Genomic DNA, 19176 nt, shown 5'->3' with positions numbered 1-19176 from the left:
GCGATGCCGGTCCGGGCATCGCACCCAGGTAATGTGAATTCTGGCACACCTTCGGCGGGCCGGGCAACCTTTTGTAACGCGCATTTATCGACCTGTTGGCCGGAATGTAAAAGCCCCGGCCCGGGAGTCGGGTGCGGGGCTTTGTGCGGCGCTCGGTGCGGTTCGGGGCCGGCCTGGGCGCCGCGTGCGGTTCAGGACCGGCGGCAGTCCACATGGCTGATCTGTTTCCACGGCTGGCCCTCGAACCGGATGAAGGCGTCGTCCGTGAACCGGTCGCTGTTGACCACCCGGAACTCGTCCTTGCTGTCCGCGTGCCCGCCGGGCGTGATGTACGGGCCCTGGAAGCGCAGCATGTCGCGCTTCCAGCCGACGGAGGACGCGGTTCCGGTGTTGCCCCAGGTGTCCCAGTAGAACGAGGTGTACCGGTTGTCGACCGTGTTCAGGCCGAAGACCCAGCGCCCCTCGAAGGCGGGGCTCTTGAGGTGCATCTCGTAGAACTTGCCCTCGAGCGTCTTCTTGGTGTCCCAGTTGAGGGTGACCGTGGTGGGCTCCTCGAGGGTGAGGTCGGTGTAGGCGCAGGTGTAGTCGCCGAGCAGGAAGTCGAGTTCCGTCATGGCGACCGCCTTGGCCGACCCTCTCGCGTCCTGCTGGGCCCCGGCGGGCGCCGAGCCGATCAGCGGGAGCACGAGCACGCCGACGAGTGTCCCGAGGCCGCCCCGGACGAGGCGCCGCGAACGTATGGAGAGCATGGGCACGTTCCTTTCCTGAAGGTCCTGGAGGCTCTGAAGGCCGCCAGGGTCTTGAAGGTCCTGTGCCGCACACTGTGGTCCGTCATGATCGAGGATCGGTCGAGGGCGTCCGGGGCGTCGGGGGTGTCCGCGGCGTTGGGCGCGGACATGCCGGTGCCCCGCCGCGACCGACCGCGGCGGGGCACTCCTGACGAGGGCGGGGGGCCCTCTCAGGGGGCGACGCGCGCCTTCGTCCCGGCCTCCGGGGGCAGGGCCGTGCCGGCGGCCGTCGCGTGGTGGTGGTCGAAGTCGGCATCGGTGTCCGTGTCCGCGTCGACGTCGCTCACGTCGACCCGTCCCGGCGGCAGCACGAAGGCGAGCAGTCCGGCCAGGGTGTAGAGGCCGACGACGGTCAGCAGGCCGACGACCGCCGAGTCGGTGGGCGTGTGCCGGTCCTCCAGCAGCGTGAAGTAGACGGTGCCCACGATCGCGACGCCGGTGGCCACGCCGATCTGGATGGCTGTGTTGATCAGCGAGGACGCGGCGCCCGAGGCGGACTTGGGCATCTGCGCCAGCACGATGGTGAGCAGCGTCCCGGCGACCATGGCGAGGCCGATACCGGAGACGATCATGCCGGGTGCCAGGTGCCACCACTCCAGCGAGCCGGAGTAGTGGTCGACGGTCCAGGTGATGACACCCATGCCGACGGCCATGACCGCGCAGCCCAGGAGCACCACCCGGCGGCCGAGCGGCATCAGCTGGGGGGCCACCGCCGAGCCGATGCCCACACCCACGGTGAACGTGACCAGTGCGACCGCGGTGCGCAGGGGGGAGTACCCCTCGCCCGTCTGGAGGTGGACCGTGAGGACCAGTTGGTAGGCCATGCCGCAGAAGAACAGGATGGCGACGAGCAGGCCGCCGAGCGAGCTGCGGTGGTGCAGCAGGGCCGGGTCGATGATCGGCGACTCGCCGCGGGCGATGACCCGGTGCTCGTAACGGACGAACAGCCAGAGGATCACCGGGCAGGCGATCATCAGGGCGAAGGTCCACCAGGGCCAGTCCAGTTCGCGTCCCTGTACGAGCGGGAAGAGCAGGCTGATCAGGCCGACGGTCGCGATCAGGGTGCCGCGGATGTCGAAGCTCTCCCGGGTCTCCACGCGCGACTCACGGGTCAGGATGGCGGCGGCGACCAGCGCGGCCAGTCCGACGGGAACGTTGACGTAGAAGACCGGCCGCCAGCCCAGGCCGAAGAGGTCGGCCTCCAGCAGGACGCCGCCCAGCAGCGGGCCGCCGATGCCGCCGACGGCCAGCGACATGCCGTACATGGACATCGCCTTCGGGCGCTCGGACTTCGGGAAGTCCACCTGGAGCATCGCCAGGACCTGCGGCACCATCAGCGCGGCCGCGGCGCCCTGGAGGATCCGGGAGGCGATGAGCATCTCCGGGTTGACGGCCGCGCCCGCCAGTGCCGAGGTGACGACGAAGGCGCCGAGGCCGATGAGGTAGATCCGCCGGCGCCCGAGCTGGTCGCCGAGACGGGCACCGGTGATCATGGCGGCGGCGAAGGCCAGCGTGTATCCCGCCACCGACCATTCGAGCTGGGCGGAGGAGGCGTCCAGGTCCTGCTGGACGGCGGGCAGGGCCACGTTGAGGACGGTGTTGTCCACCATGTCCATGAACACCGCGAACAGGGTGACGCCCAGCGTCGCCCAGCGCTTCGGGCTGTACTGCGCGGGGGGCGCCGTATCAGCTTGTTCTTCCACCGTCATGGGACGGCCCTTCCGGTAGGCTCGGGAGCAGCAAGGGAAGCAAGACAAATCTGTTTTGCTTTCAAAGCAAAGCTATTGCGGGGGCTGCGTCATGTCAAGCGATGGTCGGCAGGGGGCAGGGCTGAGCGTCGACAACGGGGTCCGGACGCTCCTGCTCCTCATGCCGCGTGTCGTCGCACGCACCAAACGCACGCCGGTGCCTCAGCAGTTGGAGGAGTACAACCTCGCTCCGCGCCATCTGTCCCTGCTGGCCTATCTGTTCTTCGACGGGCCGCTCGCCGTCAGTGAGCTGGCCACCCGGCTGGAGCTGGTCCCGGCCACGGTCAGCCTGCTGGTCGGGGAGCTGAACCGGTACGGGGTGGTGGACCGCAAGGAGGACGAGGCCGACCGGCGTCGCAAGATCGTCAGCATCGCCGAGCCGTACCGGGAAGCGGTACGCGCCTGGCTGGAGAACGGTGTGAACGCCTGGCGGGTCGCGCTCGAACCGCTGAGCCCGGCCGAACGGCAGACCTTCATCGACACCCTGCGTGTGTACGAGCGGGAGCTCATGGGCGCGCAGGAGCGACAGTCGGTCGCTGCCACCGCAGACTGATTCGACGTCCGCAGGCGCGCGCCGTGGCGTGCCTCTCGCGGGAACGGCCCGCCGAAGGGCGGGTCCGCCACTCCGTGATGTGACGGTTGTTCGCACGCCCTCGTGAACGACTGCGGGGGTCGGTCCATGTATGCGCAGGGGGAAAGCTACGTGGTCTACGCAGAGAATCGGCTCCACGACTACGACCACCACTACGACTACGACTTCGACTCCGATGGCACTGAATCGGGAATCGGAGTGGAATTAGGTGCGACCGGGCTGCGACTGGCCCTGTTCATCACCGGCGCGGTCCAGTTGGGCTACGCGCTGATGGCGATACTGAATCTGCTGAAGTGGCACCACGAATCCCTGAGTCTCGTGGGCGCCGTGCTGATACTGATCGCATTCTTCGGGCTGCAGCTATTTCACTGCAATCCCTATGCCGTTCATCTCAGGGCCAGGATCGGCCCCTGGACACTCGTCCCGCAGGCCGCACTGGCCTATGCGCCGTTTCCCATGTTCGGCGTGCTGTGGGGCGGCTTCGGCGGATTCCTCTCGGGGGCCGTGCTGGTCGTGCTCCGGGGATCGGCGCTCGCCTGGGTCCTCTTCGTCCTCAACGCCGCCGCCGTGTTCGGACTCGCCCTCGGCTCGTTCGCCCTCTCCCCGTCGCTCTATCTGACGCTCGCCACCGTGGTCATCGGGCTGATGGTCTACGGGCTGACCCGGCTGAGCGACATCGTCGTCGAGCAGTACAGGCTGCGCCACCGGACGGCCCTGGCCGCGGTCTCCGGAGAGCGCCTCCGCGTCGCCCGCGACCTGCACGACCTGCTCGGCTACAGCCTCTCCGCCATCACGCTGAAAAGTGAACTGACGCTGCGGAAGGTGGGAGTCGACGACGACCGCGCCCGGAAGGAACTGGTCGAGACGTTGAACATCGCACGGCAGGCACTGGCCGACGTCCGGGCCGTCGCCCGCGGCTGCCGGAACCTGTCCGTCACGGCGGAGCTGCGCTCGGTGTCCGGAGTGCTCGACGCGGCGGACGTGGAGACCACCATCGAGGGCGAGCCGGGTGACCTCGACCCGGGAACCGGCTCGATCCTGGCCATAGTGCTGCGGGAGGCCGTCACCAACCTGCTGCGCCACAGCGCGGCGAGGCACTGCCGCATCGAGTTCGGCGAGACCGACGGGCAGCGGTGGCTGGCGATCTCCAACGACGGCGTCCAGGACGGGATGTCACGCACCGAGGCCGGCCGCCGCGGCGGCGGCCTCGGCAATCTCGCCGACCGGCTGGCTACCGTCGGCGGGGAGCTGAACGTCACCACCGAGTGGGGCTGGTTCCATCTGCGCGCCGTTCTGCCGGCCCGGCCCGCCGTACATCAGCCCCGTCCCGGACGGCAGCCCACGCCTCACCACGCACGCTGACATGAGGGGTGGTCAGATGACACCGTTGTCCCTGGCGATCCGGACCGCGTCGACCCGATTGCGGGCACCGAGCTTGTGGACGATCGTCGTGAGGTAGTTGCGCACCGTGCCGACGCTCAGGTGCAGTTCCTTCGCGATGACGCGCACGTCCTCGCCCGCGGCGGCCAGGCGCAGTACATCGACCTCGCGTGGGGTCAGCTGCTGCGCCGGGCCGTCCCAGGCCAGCAGGGCGAGTTGCGGATCGATGACCCGCTGACCCGCCGCCACCTTGCGTATCGCCTGGGCCAGTTCGCTCGGCAGGGCGTCCTTGAGCACGTATCCGTCCACCTGGGCGGCGAGCGCACGGCGGAGCGCGGCCGGATTGCCGAGGCTCGTGATGATGAGGACCCGGCAGGAGGGGAGACAGGAGCGGAGCTTCGCGGCGGCCGTGAGCCCGTCGGTGCCGGGCAGATCGATATCGATCACGGCGATGTCGGGCCGGTGTTCCAGCGCGGTGGGAAGAATGTCGTTGCCATTGCCCACCTCCGCCACGACGCTGAGGTCCTGTTCCAGTTCCATCAACGCCACCAGTGCCCCGCGGAGCATGGGTACATCCTCGGCGATGATCAGCCGTATCACGAGCCGTTCCCCCTAATTTATTGTTCAGCTTTCACTCACTCGTCAGCGGCTCGATGTGGTGGTAAAGGGCTGGCAATCGCTTTCTTCGTCGCCTTCGGCCCTGTTGCGCCGGATCGCCGTGCGGAGAGTCCGGAGCCGCTGGAGTTCTTGGCCCGCAGGCCGGTGATCACGCGGGTGAGCTGCGGGTCCCGCGGAAAAGAGGCGATGCCGCCATCCGGTCCGGCATGCGGCGCGAAGACAAGAGTGTGCTGTTCGGCGTGCACGCGAACCCCCCGAAGTCGAACGAGTGTCAACACCATCGATTCCAGACGCTCTTCACCTATCCGCGCGGTCCGGAAAGCGGATCGATCATCTGGTCATCAGCCATCCGGCCACCGTCATCGTAGTGTGAACTCTCTTGCGAATGGCGGATATTCCTCCTGAGTTCCAAATGGGTGGGTCGTGGTGAAAAGAGGCCACCGCACGGGCAGTTGCGCGGAAGTCGTCCGCCCGCCGGGCTCACCGCCGCCGCCCGCGCCCTGAGCTGAGCTCAAGGGCTTCTCCACCGTCCCCGTCGACGCTGGGCGCGAAGAACGTATCCGTTCACGGATGCCGCAGCCGATACGGAGGAGAGGGCGATGACACGGACCGTCCTGACAGCCGGGACCCGCCACAGCGCGCTTCTCGGGATCGGCGGCTACCGGCCGCGCCGGGTGGTCGGCAACGCCGAGATCTGCCGGCTCATCGATTCCACCGAGGAGTGGATCGAGACCCGCAGCGGCATCGTCGAACGCCGTTTCGCGGACGACGACGAGACCCTGCTGATGATGGCCGCCACGGCGGCGGAGAAGGCCCTGGCGCAGGCCGGAACCACGCCCGCCGAAGTCGATCTCGTGCTGGTGGCCAGCATGTCCAATCTGGTGCAGACGCCTCCGCTCGCCGTGCGCGTGGCACACGAGCTGGGCGCGGGCGCCGCCGCCGGCGTCGATCTGTCCGCGGCCTGCGCGGGCTTCTGCCATGCGCTGGCCATGGCCTCCGACGCGGTCCGCGCGGGCAGCGCCCGCCGGGTGCTGGTCGTCGGCGCCGAACGCATGACGGACATCGTCGAACCCACCGACCGCACCATCTCCTTCCTCTTCGCGGACGGCGCGGGCGCGGTCGTCGTCGGTGACTCCGACACGCCGGGGATCGGCCCGGTCGTACGGCGGGCGTACGGCGCCCACAGCGAGGCGCTGAGGATGACCGCCCCCTGGGCCACGGCCGACGGGGCCGCCCCCGAACGGCCGTGGATGCGCATGGACGGCCGCCGGGTCTTCCGCTGGGCCATGGACGAGGTGGCCCCCGCCCTGGCCCGGACGGTCGGCGAGGCCGGGCTGACACCGGCCGAGCTCGGCGCCTTCGTTCCCCACCAGGCCAATCTCCGCATGATCGAGCTGATGACCGAGCGGCTCGGACTCACCGGTGCCACCGCCGTCTCCCGTGACGTGGTGCGCTCCGGGAACACGTCGGCGGCGTCCATACCGCTCGCCCTGGAGGCGCTGCTCGCCTCCCAGGAGGCGTCCACCGGGGACACCGCGCTCCTCGTGGGCTTCGGAGCCGGCCTCAACTTCGCTTCCCAGGTGGTGGTTCTGCCGTGAACCGCACCGACCGGCGGGCCGTCGCCGACGTCGAGCCCTCTCAGGTCCGTGAGGGGTTCCGGGCCGCCATGGCCCAGCTCGCCGGCGGAGTCGTCGTCGTCACCACCGAGGACACCGACGGCCGTCCGTACGGATTCACCGCCACCTCGTTCTGCTCCGTCTCCATGGATCCGGCACTGGTCCTGGTCTGCCTGGCCGAGACCTCCAGTTCCTACGAGGCCTTCATGGACTGCCGGGGTTTCGCGGTCAGTCTGCTGGGCCAGGAGCAGAGGGCTCTCGCCACCCGTTTCGCCACCACCGGCGCGGACAAGTTCCGTGCCGAGGACACCGTGACCACCCCCCGCCTGCTCCCGGCCGTGGAGGGCGCGCTCGCGGTCCTGGACTGTGACGTGCACGCCCGCCACCCCGCGGGCGATCACATGATCCTGGTGGGCGCCGTGCGCCATGTCCTCCCCGGCCGGGGCGAACCGCTCGTCTACCACGACCGGGCCTTCCAGCAGTTGCGCCGCCCGGAACACCCCCGCCTGCCGCGTCCCTGACCGGCCGGGGCCCGCTCAGGCCGGCCGTACCAACCCCATGTCGTAGGCGAAGATCACCGCCTGGACCCGGTCCCGGGCCCCGATCTTCGCGAGGATGTGGCTGACGTGGGACTTGACCGTGGACTCGGCCAGGGAGAAGCGGGTGGCGATCTCGGCGTTGGACCAGCCCGTGGCGATGGCCGTCAACACCTCGCGTTCGCGGGTGGTGAGGGCGGTGAGCTGGCGGTCCTGGGCGGGGGTGGTGCCCGGGAGGTGGGCGGAGAAGGCGTCGATCAGTTTGCGGGTCAGGCCGGGGGCGATGACCGCGTCGCCGGAGGCCACCGCCCGGATGCCCGCCGTGAGTTCGTCGGGGAGGGCGTCCTTGAGGAGGAAGCCGCTGGCTCCGGCGCGCAGGGCCGCGTAGGCGTACTCGTCCAGGTCGAAGGTGGTGAGGACCAGGACTCGTGAGCGGCCGCCGGACTCCACGATGCGGCGGGTGGCCTCGATGCCGTCCATGCCCGGCATGCGGACGTCCATCAGGACGACGTCGGGGCGTAGTTCGGCCGTCAGGCGGACCGCCTCGGCGCCGTGGGTGGCCTCGCCGACCACCGTCAGGTCGGGGTGCTGCTCCAGGAGCATGCTGAAGCCGAGGCGTTGCAGGGCCTGGTCGTCGACGATGAGGACAGTCGTCATGCGGGACGCTTCTCCGTGGGTGTGGTGTGCGGCGGGGGTGGCGTGGCGGTCTGGAAGTGGGCCTCCACCGTCCAGCCGTCCTGGGCGTTCGGGCCCGCGGTGACGCTTCCTCCGTACAGCGCCGCCCGTTCGCGCATGCCCACCAGGCCGCGGCCCTCTTCCCGCGGGGCGGAGGAGCGTGGGGTACGGGAGGGACCGGCGTCCTCGACCGTGGCGTGCACGGACGTGTCGTCCGTGGTGAGGGAGACGTGGATCCTCGTATCGGACGCCGCGTGCTTGAGGGTGTTCGTCAGGGACTCCTGGACCACGCGGTAGACGGCCAGTTGGAGGCCGGGGGCGAGACCGGTGAGGGCGCCCCGTGTGTGCAGGGTGACGGTGGGGCCGGCGCCGCGGACGCGTTCCAGGAGGGGGTCGAGGTCGGCGAGGCCCGGCTGGGGGGCGAGGGGGCGGCCGTCCTCGGTGTCGCGTTCCTCGCCGATGACGGCCAGGAGGCGGCGCAGTTCGGCCAGGGCGCCGCGACCGCTGTCGGCGATGATGCGCAGGGTCTCGGCGCCCCGCTTCGGTTTCGCCTCGGTGAGTCCGGCGGCGCCGCCCGCGAGGCCGACGATCACGGCGAGGGTGTGGCCGAGGATGTCGTGCATCTCCCGGGCGACGCGGGCGCGTTCGGCGGCGGCGGCGAGGCGGGCCCGCTGGTCGCGCTCCACCTCCAGGCGGACGGCGCGTTCGTGCAGGGCCCGGATGTAGGCGTTCATGACCCGGCCGACCAGGCCCGCCGCGGCGACCGCCGCGATGAGCGCCGACTGCACGATCGCCAGCACCGGCGTCTGCAGGAACTGCTCGTTGGGCTGTTCGGCGCCGCGGACGACGACCCCCACGGTCGTCTGCGCGATGGCGATCCCCAGACAGACCGCCAGCTGGGCGGGCCTGACGCTGCGGCCCACATTGAGCAGTGCCACGATCCGCGCGGCCTCCGCGCCCGTGTCGGCGTCCGCGGCGAGGGCCACCGCGGAGACGGCGGAGGTGAGGGCGAAGACCAGGACAGGGCGCTGCTGCCGCCACAGCAGTGGGACACAGAACGCGACGATCAGGGCCAGCAACGTCGGTACAGGGGCTCCGATGCCTTTCGCCGAGTTCTGGACGGCCGGCATGCCGAGACCGGCGCAGAGCAGCGGCACCACCCAGCGTCTGAACCCCGGATGAGTCAGGTCCGCCTGCCTGATCCCGATGAGCCACTTCATGACCGCGACGTCCGTGGTCCGGTTCGTCCCGTCCAGCAGGGCCTCGGGCGCGACGGAGGGAGCCGATGGCCCGGGGGCGGTTGGTGCGGTCACGTCCTGACGGCCTCTCGTTGTGCGGGGGCCGCCCGCCGGTCCCCGGGGGGAGTGGGACCGGCGGGCGGGGCCGGGTGGGCAGGGCCGGCGCCGGCCGTACGCCCTGCTGGGGATCGTACGGCCGACGGCCGGGCCCTGGCCGGTGGCGGCGGCCGAGTCGCGGCCGGTGGCGAGGGGCTCGGCCCTCACCGACGGGAGGCGGCTGGGCCCCGGCCCCTGCCTGCGGGGGCGGTTCAGCCCTTGCCGGTGTGGACCGGCTCGGGGATCCCCTCGCCCTCGGTCCTCTCGGTGTCCTCCTCCAGCAGGTGCCGCAGCTTCTCGCCCTCGACGTCCACGTTGGGCAGTATCCGGTCCAGTCGGCCGGGCAGGGCCCAGGCGCGGCGGCCGAGGAGGGCCATGACCGCGGGGACGATGGTCATCCGTACGACGAAGGCGTCGAGGAACACGGCGGCGGCCAGGCCCAGGCCGATCGACTTGATCAGCATGGTGTCGCTGAAGAGGAACCCGGCGAACACGGAGATCATGATGACCGCGGCGGCCGTGACGACACGGGCCCCGTGCCGGAACCCGGCGATCACCGCTTCCTTGGGCTCGGCCCCGTGGACGTACTCCTCCCGCATCCGGGTGACGAGGAAGACCTGGTAGTCCATCGCGAGGCCGAACACCACGCCGACCATGAAGATCGGCAGCACGCTCACGATCGGGCCGGTCTGGTCGACGCCGAAGACATCCGCGAACCAGCCCCACTGGAAGACGGCGACGACGACGCCGAGCGTGGCGAGAACGCTGAGCAGGAAGCCCGCGGCGGCCTTGAGCGGTACGAGGATCGAGCGGAACACCAGCATCAGCAGGATCAGCGCGAGGCCGACGACCACGCACAGGTACGGGATCAGGGCGTCGTTCAGTTTGCCGGAGATGTCGATGTTGAGGGCGGTGGTGCCGGTGACCATCAGTTCGGCGCCGGTGTCGTCGTGCAGGGCGGGGCCCCGGTCGCGGATGTCGGACACCAGGGCGACCGTGTCCTCGCTGGTGGGGGAGGAGCCGGGGACGGCGCGGATCAGGGCCACGTCACCGGTCCCGTTGAACGACGCGGGGCTCACCGAGGCGACGTCGGGCAGGTCTTCGAGCAGGGTGACCGCGTCCTGGGCGGCGGCCTTGGGGTCGTCGCTGCCGCGGGCGTCGACGACAACGGTCAGCGGCCCGTTGTAGCCGGCCCCGAACCCGTCGGTGACGGTGTCGTAGGCGATGCGCTGGGTGCTGCCGGGGGCGGCCATCTCGTCGCCGGCCATGCCGAGTTGCAGCGACAGGGCCGGGACGGCGAGCAGGAGCAGGCCGGCCACCGAGGCTCCGAGGACCTTCACCGGGTTGCGCAGGACGAACCGCGACCAGCGCACACCCATCGGCTCGCGCTCGCCGCGCTCGACCGCCCGCATACGGCGGGTCTTGAGCTTGCCCGCCGAGATCCGCGTACCGGCGAAACCGAGCATCGCGGGCAGCAGGGAGAGCGCGATGACCACGGCGATGACGACGGCGAACGCGGCGCCGAGACCGATGTCGGTGAGGATCTTGATGCCGATGACGCTGAGTCCGGCCAGTGCGATGACCACGGTCAGCCCGGCGAACACCACGGCCGATCCGGCGGTGCCCAGAGCGCGTCCCGCGGCCTCCTCCGGGTCGTGGCCCTCCTTCAGCTCGCCGCGGTAGCGGGAGACGATGAACAGGGCGTAGTCGATGGCCACCGCCAGGCCCAGCATCAGCGCCAGCGTGCTCGTGCTGGAGCTCAGGCCGATGACCGAGCTCGCCACGGTGATCCCGCAGATCGCCGCGACCACGCCGAAGAGCGCGGTCAGCAGCGGCAGCCCGGCCGCGACCAGCGAGCCGAAGGTGATGACCATGACCAGGGCGGCGATCACGATGCCGATCAGCTCGGCCGTGCTCTGGTGGGCCTCCTCGGCGACGGCCGATCCGCCCATGCTGACCGCGAGACCGGCCCGCTCGCCCTGTTCGGCGACGTGCTCCAGGCCGGCGCGGGTGGCGTCGGTGATCTCGTCCGGGACGACCTTGTAGGTCACCTGGGCGTAGGCGACGGAGCCGTCCTTGCTGACGGTGCCTCCGGTGTAGGGGTCGGCGACGCTCGCCACCTGGGACGCCGACTTCAGGTCGTCGACCAGGGACTCGACCTCGGCCTTGTGCGCCGCTGACGTCAGCTTCTGCCCGTCGGGCGCCTCGAACACCACGCGCGCCGTGGCCCCGTCGGCCGACGCCTGCGGGAACTCCTTCTCCAGCAGGTCCAGCGCCTTCTGCGACTGGGTGCCGGGGATGGAGAAGGTGTCCGACGTACCGGAGGACACACTGGCCGCGCCTATGCCGACGGCGGCGAGGACCGCGATCCACAGCATCAGGACGAGCCGTCGTCGCCTGAACGAGAACCGGCCGAGCCGGTAGAGGAAGGTGGCCACGGAATTACTCCCAGCGGAATCAGCATCGGGACGGAAGAAAGAGGGCCTGCGCGACCCGTGTCCCACGCTAGGAAGGGAATCCCGGCCACCTGCGGCACCGGAGATGCGAAACGGCAGGGCGGCCTAGTACCGGGGTACTAGACCGCCCTCATCCTGTGGAATACGCCCCTCGGCGCACGGTCAGCCGGCCGCGGGGGATCCCGGCCGCTCGGTCTCCCAGCCGGCCGCCGCCGCGATACCGATGAGCAGCGGCCAGAGGGCGGCGCCCATCTCATGAGGCGTGCCGGGGCAGTCGTGGCGCAGCCAGTCGACGACGCTGCCGAGCACGGCCCCCGCTACGAACGCGGCCGCCGGGTCGTGCGGGGCGCCGACGGCGTCCGCCGGGTCCTCGGGGGCCGGGCTCCTCCGAACGCGGGCGGTCACCGTCATGCGCTGGAGCAGGTGGTTGATGACCCGCGCGCTGCCGTCGTCGCCGAGCAGGGCCCGGTAGAGCGGGGCGTGTTCGGCCACGTGCGCGAAGAGGTCCGGCAGGGGGTTGTCCGGGGGATCGCCGTCGGGGGTGGTCGGCGGGACCGCCGCGGGGCTGGCCGCGACCAACTCGTCGAAGACCGTCGTGCACGCGGCGGCGGCCAGGTCGTGCACGTCGGTGTAGTGCTCGTAGAACGTCGACCGGTTGACCCCCGCGCGCTTGGTGATGTCCGAGACCGAGATCTGGCTGAGGTCCCGCTCGGCGATGAGTTCGAGCAGGGCGGTCTCAAGGGCGGAGCGGGAACGGCGGGTGCGGGGATCCATGGGACGTGCGGGCATTCTGTGAGCGTATCCTTTCCGCCACTTGTTGGTTAACCGACATATGCTGGATAGTGGCGGGGGTCCACCGAACGGAGCCGTCATGTCCCTTCTCGCCCGGCCGGCGATCGCCTCCCTGGCCGCCAGGGCGATGCAGCGTCTCACCGCCCTGGCGGACCGGCGTATCGCGTCCTCCCTGCTCGGCCGCTATCCGGAGTACCCGGGGAACACCCGCGAGCTGACCGTCCCGACCGCGGCCGGCCCTGCCCGCGCGGTCGTCTACCTGCCCGGCACCGGCACGGCCTCCGTCTCGACCCCGGCCCCGGCCGTGCACGTCAACTTCCACGGCGGCGGCTACGTGCTCCCGCCGATCCAACTCGACGACCCCCTGTGCCGTTTCCTCGCCGCGGAAGCGGGCGTCGCGGTGGTCAACGTGGACTACGCCGTCGCTCCCCAGCACCCGTTTCCTGCCCCGCCCCGTCAGGCGTACGAGATCGTCCGATGGGTCGCCGGGCACGGCGCCGAGCACGGCTGGGACGGCGACCGGCTCACGGTGGGGGGCCAGAGCGCGGGCGGCGGTCTCGCGGCGGCGGTGGCCCGCCAGGCCCTGGAGGCCAAGGACGGCGAGGCCCCGTCCATCGCGCTCCAAGTTCTCCACTACCCGCCCCTGGACCTCGCGACCGACGCCCGCGACAAGCGCGCCGCCATCGCAAAGCCGATGCTGCGCCCCTGGATGGCGGACGTCTTCGACTCCGCGTACGTGCCCGACCCGCGGCGGCGCACCGACCCCCTGGTCTCGCCCGCGCATCCGTCGGACACCGCGGACCTCACGGGCATCGCCCCGGCCTTCGTCGTCACCGCGGAGTACGACCTCCTGCGCGCGGAGGGCGTCCGGTACGCCGACCGGCTGCGCGAGGCCGGTGCGCTGCTCGACCACTACGACGTCCCCGGAGCCGACCACGGATACGACCAGAAGGACGCCGAAACGGCCAGGGACGTGTACGCCCTGATCGCCGCGCACGTACGCCGGGCCACGACCCCCGGGCCCGGGAACACCCCGAGGGAGAACCAGTCATGAGCACCAGCACAGGTCTGTCGGGCAAGTCGGTCGTCGTCACCGGGGCCGGCTCCGGCATCGGCCGCGCCGCCGCCCTGCGCTTCGCGGCGGAGGGCGCCCGTGTCGTCCTCGCCGACCTCAACGCCGACGGTGCCAAGGGGGCCGCCGAGGAGATCGTCGCGGCGGGCGGCACCGCGGTCACCGTGGTCGGGGACCTCAGCGAGCAGCGGACCGTCGACCAGGTCGTCGCCACCGCCGTGGACACCTTCGGCGGCATCGACGTACTGGTCAACAACGCGGGCATCATGGACCGGATGTCCGCCGCGGGGGAGACGGACGACGACGAGTGGGAGCGCGTCCTGCGGATCAACCTCACCGCGCCGTTCCTGCTCACCCGCGCCGCGCTGCCCCACCTCCTCGCGAACGGCAAGGGCGCGATCGTGTTCACCGCGTCCGAGGCGTCCCTGCGCGGCAGCGCCGCCGGAGCCGCGTACACCGTCTCGAAGCACGGCGTCGCCGGTCTGACCAAGTCGCTCGCCGTCATGTACCGGGACAAGGGCGTACGGACCAACGCCATCGCTCCGGGCGGCACGGTGACGGGCATCCAGGTCCAGTTGGACCAGGATGCCCTCGGCCCGTCCGTGATCATGGGCTACCGGGGCAACATCGGCCGTGCGGCGGACGCCGACGAGCAGGCGGCGGCCATCGTCTTCCTCGCCTCGGACGCCGCCAGCAACATCAACGGCGTCATCCTGCCGGTCGACAACGGCTGGGCCGCCGTCTGAGGCTCAGCCGAGGGGGGTGTCCCCGTTCCGCAGGGTCGCGAGAACGGGCTCGTACATACGGGACTTGATGGTGCCGAGGGTCGGGCCGGCCTTGCCCACCTGGGCCCGGGCGAGTTCCACGGCGGTCGTGCGTACGGCGTCCTCGGCCACCGCGTGGTCGACGAGGGCGGCGGTGAGGGCGTCGCCGCCCCCGTAGCGGCGGGCCGTGGTCATGGCCTCGTGCGCGGTCTGCGGGGTCAGCCGGGACTGGATCAGCGCGGACATGCCCGGTGTGAAGGGGATGTTGATGTCGGCCTCGGGCAGACACCAGAAACCGCGGTCGGCGCGCATCACACGGAAGTCGTGGGCCAGCGAGAACATCGCACCGGCCGCGAAGGTGTGCCCCTGGAGAGCGGCCACCGTGATCACGGGCAGGGAGAGCATCCGCGCGAACAGCTCCTGGACGCTGCTGACGTACTCCTGTTGCTGGTCGGCGTGCGCGAACAGCCAGTCCAGGTCGAGGCCGCTGGAGTAGAACTTGCCGGTCGCGGCGGTCACCAGGGCGCGCGGCCCCTCCGCCTTCTCCACCTCGTCCAGGGCGGAGTCGACCGACGCGATCCAGTCGGGGTGGAAGCGGTTCTCGCCGTCCCCGAGGTCGAGTACGAAGACGTCGTCCTGGCGGTCGAGCATGGGCATGATGACTCCCTCGTGAGGTTACCTATCGGTAACTTATGCCCGCGAGGGTGAACGCGCAACGGTCTGCGAGGGGGAGTGTCCGGCGGTTCGCACGTCACGCAGTGGCCGGTTTCGGTCTCCCGTTGTGGGAGCGCTTCCACGACAGTCATGACCATGCCATGCGACCGGCCCCGTCGCATGGTGTCGCTCCATCACGCCACCACTCCATCGCGGCCTCCCCACGAGCCGCGATCCGGAAGGGACGGACATGTCCGCCACTGGCAGCAGCAACACCGTGAGGAGACCGTCGCGTTCGGGGCTCGCAGTGCTCTTCGGAGCGCTCGTGTCCCTCCTCGCCACCCTGCTTCTCGGCGCACCCGGGGCCGCGGCCCGCACGGAGCCGACCACGTCCGGGGCGGCGGCCCGCACGGCCGCTCCCGCCGCGGCGCCGATCGTCGCACCCGCCGCCGCACTCACCGAGGTCACCGGCTTCGGCACCAACCCCAGCAACCTCCAGATGTACCTGTACGTGCCGGACAGCGTCACCGCGAACCCCGCGGTCGTGGTGGCCGTCCACTACTGCACGGGATCCGGCCCGGCGATGTACTCCGGAACCGAGTACGCCTCGCTCGCCGACCGCTACGGGTTCATCGTCGTCTACCCGTCGGTCACCCGCGCCAGCAAGTGCTTCGACGTCTCCTCGCCGCAGGCGCTGAGGCGCGGCGGCGGCAGCGACCCCGTCGGCATCAAGTCGATGGTCGACTGGGTGACGCGCACCTACTCCGCGGACACCAGCCGCATCTTCGCCACCGGCATCTCCTCCGGCGCGATGATGACGAACGTCCTGCTGGGCGACTATCCGGACGTCTTCGCGGCGGGCGCCGCGTTCTCGGGCGTGCCGTTCGGCTGCTTCGCCACCACCGACGGCTCCGAGTGGAACAGCGCGTGCTCCGGCGGCACCGTGATCCGCACCCCGCAGGAGTGGGGCGACCTCGTCCGCACCGCCTACCCGGGCTACACCGGTCCCCGGCCGCGGATGCAGGTGTGGCACGGCACCGAGGACGACGTCCTGCGGTACCCCAACTTCGGGGAGGAGATCAAACAGTGGACCAATGTGCTGGGCGTCGGTCAGACCCCGGCCGCGACGGACTCGCCCCAGTCCGGCTGGACCCGCACCCGGTACGGCTCCACCGGTGACCGGGCGCCCGTCGAGGCCATCAGCCTCCAGGGCGTCGGCCACAACCTGTACGCGTACGGCATGGCGGCCCGGGTCCTCACGTTCTTCGGCCTGGACAGCTCGGGCCCCGGGCCCCAACCTCAGCCCGGCGCCTGCAAGGTGGCCGTCACGACCAACGCGTGGAGTACGGGACTGACCGGCTCCGTGACGATCACCAACACCGGCACCGCCCGCATCGAGGGCTGGAAGCTGGCCTTCACCCTGCCCTCCGGGCAGACGATCACCAACGGTTGGGGCGCCACCTACGCCCCGGCGAGCGGGGCGGTCACCGCCACCAACGCCACGTACAACGGCACGATCGCGCCGAACGCGAGCGTCGGCATCGGCTATCAGGCGAATCACGGCGGAAACAGCGGGCCACCGACCGCGTTCACCCTCAACGGAACGGCATGCAGCGTGAGTTGACGGGTCATCAGTAGTCGTTCGTTTTGATGCTCTGTCACATCCTGGCGGCCGGGGGTGCGTCCTCGGCCGCCAGGACCCCCGCCCGTCGCTCCGGAGGAGTTCAGCATGCCCGCGAGACCGTCCACATCAAGAAGAGCCCCGTTCGCCCACCTGATCCCCCGTCTGCTCACCCCCTTCGTCCTCGTCCTGGCCCTCGTCGTGACCTCGTCCGCCCTGGTGGCCCTGGTCAAGGGGCCTCGGGCCGAGGAAGGGGGCACCGGACGTCTGACCGCGTCGCCCGCCGCCGCCCGGCACTGGGTCAACACCTGGACTGCGATGCCGCAGCTCACCGAGCCGGGCAACATGCCGCCTCCGCCGTTCACCGAGGACCGTGCCGTCCTGGCCGACACGACGCTGCGGCAGACCGTGCGTGTCTCGACCGGGGGCGAGCGTGTGCGGCTGCGTTTCTCCAACGCCTTCGGTGACACCGCGCTGCCGCTCACGGCCGTGAGCGTGGCGCTCCCGCTCGACGGACGGGCCGGGGTCGCGGCGATCGAGCCCGGCTCGCTGCGGCGGGTGACCTTCGGCGGGCGCGGCTCGGCGACCGTGCCCGCCGGGGCCCAAGTCGTCTCGGACGCACTGGACTTCGACCTCCGGCCGGGCTCCAACCTGACCGTGACCGCCTACCTGGCCGAGGGCCAGCCCTCCCTCGCGCTCACCTCGCACCCGGGATCACGCACCACCTCGTACCTCCAGAAGGCCGACCGCACAAGGGACTTGGACCTGCCGGAGGCGACCCCGGTCAACCACTGGTACCTGCTCAGTGATGTCGAGGTGCTCTCCGGGCGCGGCACGGCGGCGGTCGCGATCGTGGGCGACTCGCTTACCGACGGCCGCGGTTCCACCACCAACGGGAACAACCGCTGGCCCGACCGGTTCCTGGACCGGCTGCACGCCCGGGCCGCGACCTCGGACGTCGCGGTCCTCAACCAGGCGGCCGGCGGCAACCGCGTCCTCAACGACGGACTCGGCCCCAACGTCCTCGCCCGCCTCGACCGCGACGTCCTGTCCCGCAGTGGCGTCTCCTGGCTGGTCGTCTTCGAGGGGGTCAACGACCTCGGCACCGCCGCGGCCACCCCGGCCGCCCAGCGGAGCGTCACCGCCGAACTGATCGCCGCCTACGAGCAGATCGTGGTCCGCGCGCACGCGCAGGGCATCCGGGTGTACGGGGCCACGCTGACGCCGTTCGGCGGCAACACCATGTACGACGACCCCGACGGGCACCGTGAGTCGGCCCGGCAGGCGGTCAACTCCTGGATCCGTACGAGCGGGACGTTCGACGCGGTCATCGACTTCGACCGTGCCGTCCGCGACCCGGGGGATCCGCGCCGGCTGCTGTCCACCCTGCACGACGGGGACTGGCTGCACCTCAACCCGGAGGGCTATCGGGTGCTGGCCGCGGCCGTCCCGCTGCGGCTCTTCCGGCAGGCGCCCGCGCGGCTCGATGTCGGTTGACGGTTCAAGTGGAATGACCTACGGTCCAGCTTGAAGGTTCAAGTTAATCACTGCGGCAAGTCAAGGATGCATCAGGCCGGCCCCGTTCGGAGTGCGGCCCGAACCGGGCCGCCAATTCACCCCCATCTCCTCGGAGTTGAGACACATGACCGAACGTGCCGACCGGATCATCGACGCTCTGCGCAGCGGGCACGACTACCTCACCACCGTCGTGCACGGCCTCGCCGCCGCCGACCTCGACCGGCCCTCCGGGGCGTCGGAGTGGACCGTCGCCCAGGTGCTCAGCCACCTCGGCAGCGGCGCGGAGATAGGCCTCGCTGCCCTGGAGGGCGCGCTGAGCGGCACCGGGCCCAAGGACATGGACTTCAACAAGTCCGTGTGGGCGCGCTGGGACGCGATGCCCCCGGCCGAGCAGGCCGAGGGGTTCGTCGCCTCCAACGAGGCGCTGGTGCGCGCCTATGAGGACCTCGACGCGCAGACGCGCCAGGACCTGCGGATCGACCTCGGGTTCCTGCCCGCACCCGTGGACGTGGCCACCGCCGCGAGCATGCGGCTCAGCGAGTTCGCCAACCACTCCTGGGACGTGGAGGTCGCCTTCGACCGGACCGTCGGCCTGGCGCGGGCGGCGACCGAGCCGCTCCTCGACCAGGTCGGCATGCTCATCGGCTTCGTCGGCAAGGCCGACGCCCTCGGCGGCCGGCACGTCCGCGTCGCCGTCCGCACCACGTCCCCCGAGCGCTCGTTCGGGCTGGACCTGGGGGACGCGGTCGCGCTCACCGACGAACCGGCCGAGCCCGACGCCGTGCTCAGCACACCTGCCGAGTGGTGGCTGCGGCTCGTCACGGGCCGCCACGCGCCCGCGAACACACCCAAGGGCGTGACCCTCACCGGGGACGGCCTGACTCTGGACGACCTGCGCAAGGTGTTTCCCGGCTTCTAGCCGGTACGTACGCGAAGGAGGGTGAGGGGCTGTGGTGTGCGGGGGTGCCCCCGCACACCACAGCCCCTCACTGTTTGGCGACTGCGACTGCGA

Annotated in this window: 18 protein-coding genes; 9 read left to right on the top strand and 9 right to left on the bottom strand. The window is 70.9% G+C overall.

Annotation, left to right across the window (positions count from 1 at the left end; translation table 11 throughout):
- Positions 1-191: 191 nt before the first annotated feature.
- Positions 192-749, bottom strand: coding sequence for a hypothetical protein (locus ACN20J_RS15775; protein ID WP_419666124.1), 558 nt, complete (start codon positions 747-749; stop codon positions 192-194).
- Between the two features lie 209 nt (positions 750-958).
- The gene (locus ACN20J_RS15770; RefSeq protein WP_361919095.1) at positions 959-2497 is read right to left on the bottom strand and encodes an MFS transporter; all 1539 of its coding nucleotides are present in this window, start codon (positions 2495-2497) and stop codon (positions 959-961) included.
- Between the two features lie 91 nt (positions 2498-2588).
- Between ACN20J_RS15770 and ACN20J_RS15765 the strand changes: the two genes are divergently transcribed.
- Together ACN20J_RS15765 and ACN20J_RS15760 are read left to right on the top strand one after the other, a co-directional pair.
- Complete coding sequence (locus tag ACN20J_RS15765) at positions 2589-3089, top strand: MarR family winged helix-turn-helix transcriptional regulator (protein ID WP_189838195.1); 501 nt, start codon at positions 2589-2591, stop codon at positions 3087-3089.
- Between the two features lie 150 nt (positions 3090-3239).
- Positions 3240-4490: a sensor histidine kinase gene (locus ACN20J_RS15760; protein WP_419666123.1), complete on the top strand. Its 1251-nt coding sequence runs from the start codon at positions 3240-3242 to the stop codon at positions 4488-4490.
- Positions 4491-4502: 12 nt separating this feature from the next.
- On the opposite strand, the gene ACN20J_RS15755 is transcribed toward ACN20J_RS15760, so the two are convergent.
- Together ACN20J_RS15755 and ACN20J_RS15750 are read right to left on the bottom strand one after the other, a co-directional pair.
- Positions 4503-5108, bottom strand: coding sequence for a response regulator transcription factor (locus ACN20J_RS15755; protein WP_189838197.1), 606 nt, complete (start codon positions 5106-5108; stop codon positions 4503-4505).
- A 35-nt stretch (positions 5109-5143) separates the two neighbouring features.
- A complete protein-coding gene (locus ACN20J_RS15750; protein WP_419666122.1) occupies positions 5144-5371 on the bottom strand; it encodes a hypothetical protein in 228 nt (75 codons plus the stop codon).
- A gap of 354 nt (positions 5372-5725) precedes the next feature.
- On the opposite strand from ACN20J_RS15750, the gene ACN20J_RS15745 reads away from it, so the two are divergent.
- Complete coding sequence (locus ACN20J_RS15745) at positions 5726-6724, top strand: beta-ketoacyl-ACP synthase 3 (protein ID WP_362000542.1); 999 nt, start codon at positions 5726-5728, stop codon at positions 6722-6724.
- Positions 6721-7263, top strand: a complete 543-nt coding sequence (locus ACN20J_RS15740) for a flavin reductase family protein (protein ID WP_361919089.1) — start codon at positions 6721-6723, stop codon at positions 7261-7263. The genes ACN20J_RS15745 and ACN20J_RS15740 overlap by 4 nt, the downstream gene beginning before the upstream one ends.
- A 15-nt stretch (positions 7264-7278) precedes the next feature.
- Here the strand turns inward: ACN20J_RS15740 and ACN20J_RS15735 are convergent, their stop codons facing one another.
- The 4 genes from ACN20J_RS15735 to ACN20J_RS15720 all read right to left on the bottom strand — a co-directional run bounded on the left by ACN20J_RS15735 (position 7279) and on the right by ACN20J_RS15720 (position 12532).
- Positions 7279-7935: a response regulator gene (locus ACN20J_RS15735; protein WP_055613705.1), complete on the bottom strand. Its 657-nt coding sequence runs from the start codon at positions 7933-7935 to the stop codon at positions 7279-7281.
- Positions 7932-9266 (bottom strand): sensor histidine kinase, encoded by a 1335-nt coding sequence (locus tag ACN20J_RS15730; RefSeq protein ID WP_419666121.1) that lies wholly within the window; start codon positions 9264-9266, stop codon positions 7932-7934. Before ACN20J_RS15730 ends, ACN20J_RS15735 begins: the two co-directional genes overlap by 4 nt.
- Positions 9267-9499: 233 nt before the next feature.
- On the bottom strand, positions 9500-11725 hold the full coding sequence (locus ACN20J_RS15725) for an MMPL family transporter (RefSeq protein WP_419666120.1): 2226 nt from the start codon (positions 11723-11725) through the stop codon (positions 9500-9502).
- Between the two features lie 180 nt (positions 11726-11905).
- Positions 11906-12532 carry a TetR/AcrR family transcriptional regulator gene (locus ACN20J_RS15720; RefSeq protein ID WP_419666119.1) on the bottom strand — a complete coding sequence of 209 codons (627 nt, stop codon included), beginning with the start codon at positions 12530-12532 and terminating at the stop codon, positions 11906-11908.
- Between the two features lie 82 nt (positions 12533-12614).
- Between ACN20J_RS15720 and ACN20J_RS15715 the strand changes: the two genes are divergently transcribed.
- Both ACN20J_RS15715 and ACN20J_RS15710 read left to right on the top strand, forming a co-directional pair.
- The gene (locus ACN20J_RS15715; protein WP_419666118.1) at positions 12615-13589 is read left to right on the top strand and encodes an alpha/beta hydrolase; all 975 of its coding nucleotides are present in this window, start codon (positions 12615-12617) and stop codon (positions 13587-13589) included.
- Positions 13586-14353 (top strand): SDR family NAD(P)-dependent oxidoreductase, encoded by a 768-nt coding sequence (locus ACN20J_RS15710; RefSeq protein ID WP_189838205.1) that lies wholly within the window; start codon positions 13586-13588, stop codon positions 14351-14353. The genes ACN20J_RS15715 and ACN20J_RS15710 overlap by 4 nt, the downstream gene beginning before the upstream one ends.
- 3 nt (positions 14354-14356) lie before the next feature.
- Here ACN20J_RS15710 and ACN20J_RS15705 read toward each other — a convergent pair whose 3' ends face one another.
- The gene (locus ACN20J_RS15705) at positions 14357-15028 is read right to left on the bottom strand and encodes an enoyl-CoA hydratase-related protein (RefSeq protein ID WP_189838206.1); all 672 of its coding nucleotides are present in this window, start codon (positions 15026-15028) and stop codon (positions 14357-14359) included.
- Positions 15029-15275: 247 nt separating this feature from the next.
- On the opposite strand from ACN20J_RS15705, the gene ACN20J_RS15700 reads away from it, so the two are divergent.
- The 3 genes from ACN20J_RS15700 (at position 15276) to ACN20J_RS15690 (ending at position 19083) form a co-directional block, all read left to right on the top strand.
- Positions 15276-16649, top strand: a complete 1374-nt coding sequence (locus ACN20J_RS15700) for a PHB depolymerase family esterase (RefSeq protein ID WP_419666117.1) — start codon at positions 15276-15278, stop codon at positions 16647-16649.
- A gap of 105 nt (positions 16650-16754) precedes the next feature.
- A complete protein-coding gene (locus tag ACN20J_RS15695) occupies positions 16755-18143 on the top strand; it encodes an SGNH/GDSL hydrolase family protein (protein ID WP_419666116.1) in 1389 nt (462 codons plus the stop codon).
- 145 nt (positions 18144-18288) lie between these two features.
- Complete coding sequence (locus ACN20J_RS15690) at positions 18289-19083, top strand: maleylpyruvate isomerase family mycothiol-dependent enzyme (protein WP_189838209.1); 795 nt, start codon at positions 18289-18291, stop codon at positions 19081-19083.
- Positions 19084-19176 lie beyond the last annotated feature (93 nt).

The sequence above is a fragment of the Streptomyces sp. 2-1 genome (assembly GCF_048564895.1).
Classification (GTDB): Bacteria; Actinomycetota; Actinomycetes; order Streptomycetales; family Streptomycetaceae; genus Streptomyces; species Streptomyces phaeochromogenes.
The sequence above is the reverse complement of the archived record's forward strand: the minus strand, read 5'-3'. Positions and strand labels throughout refer to the sequence as shown.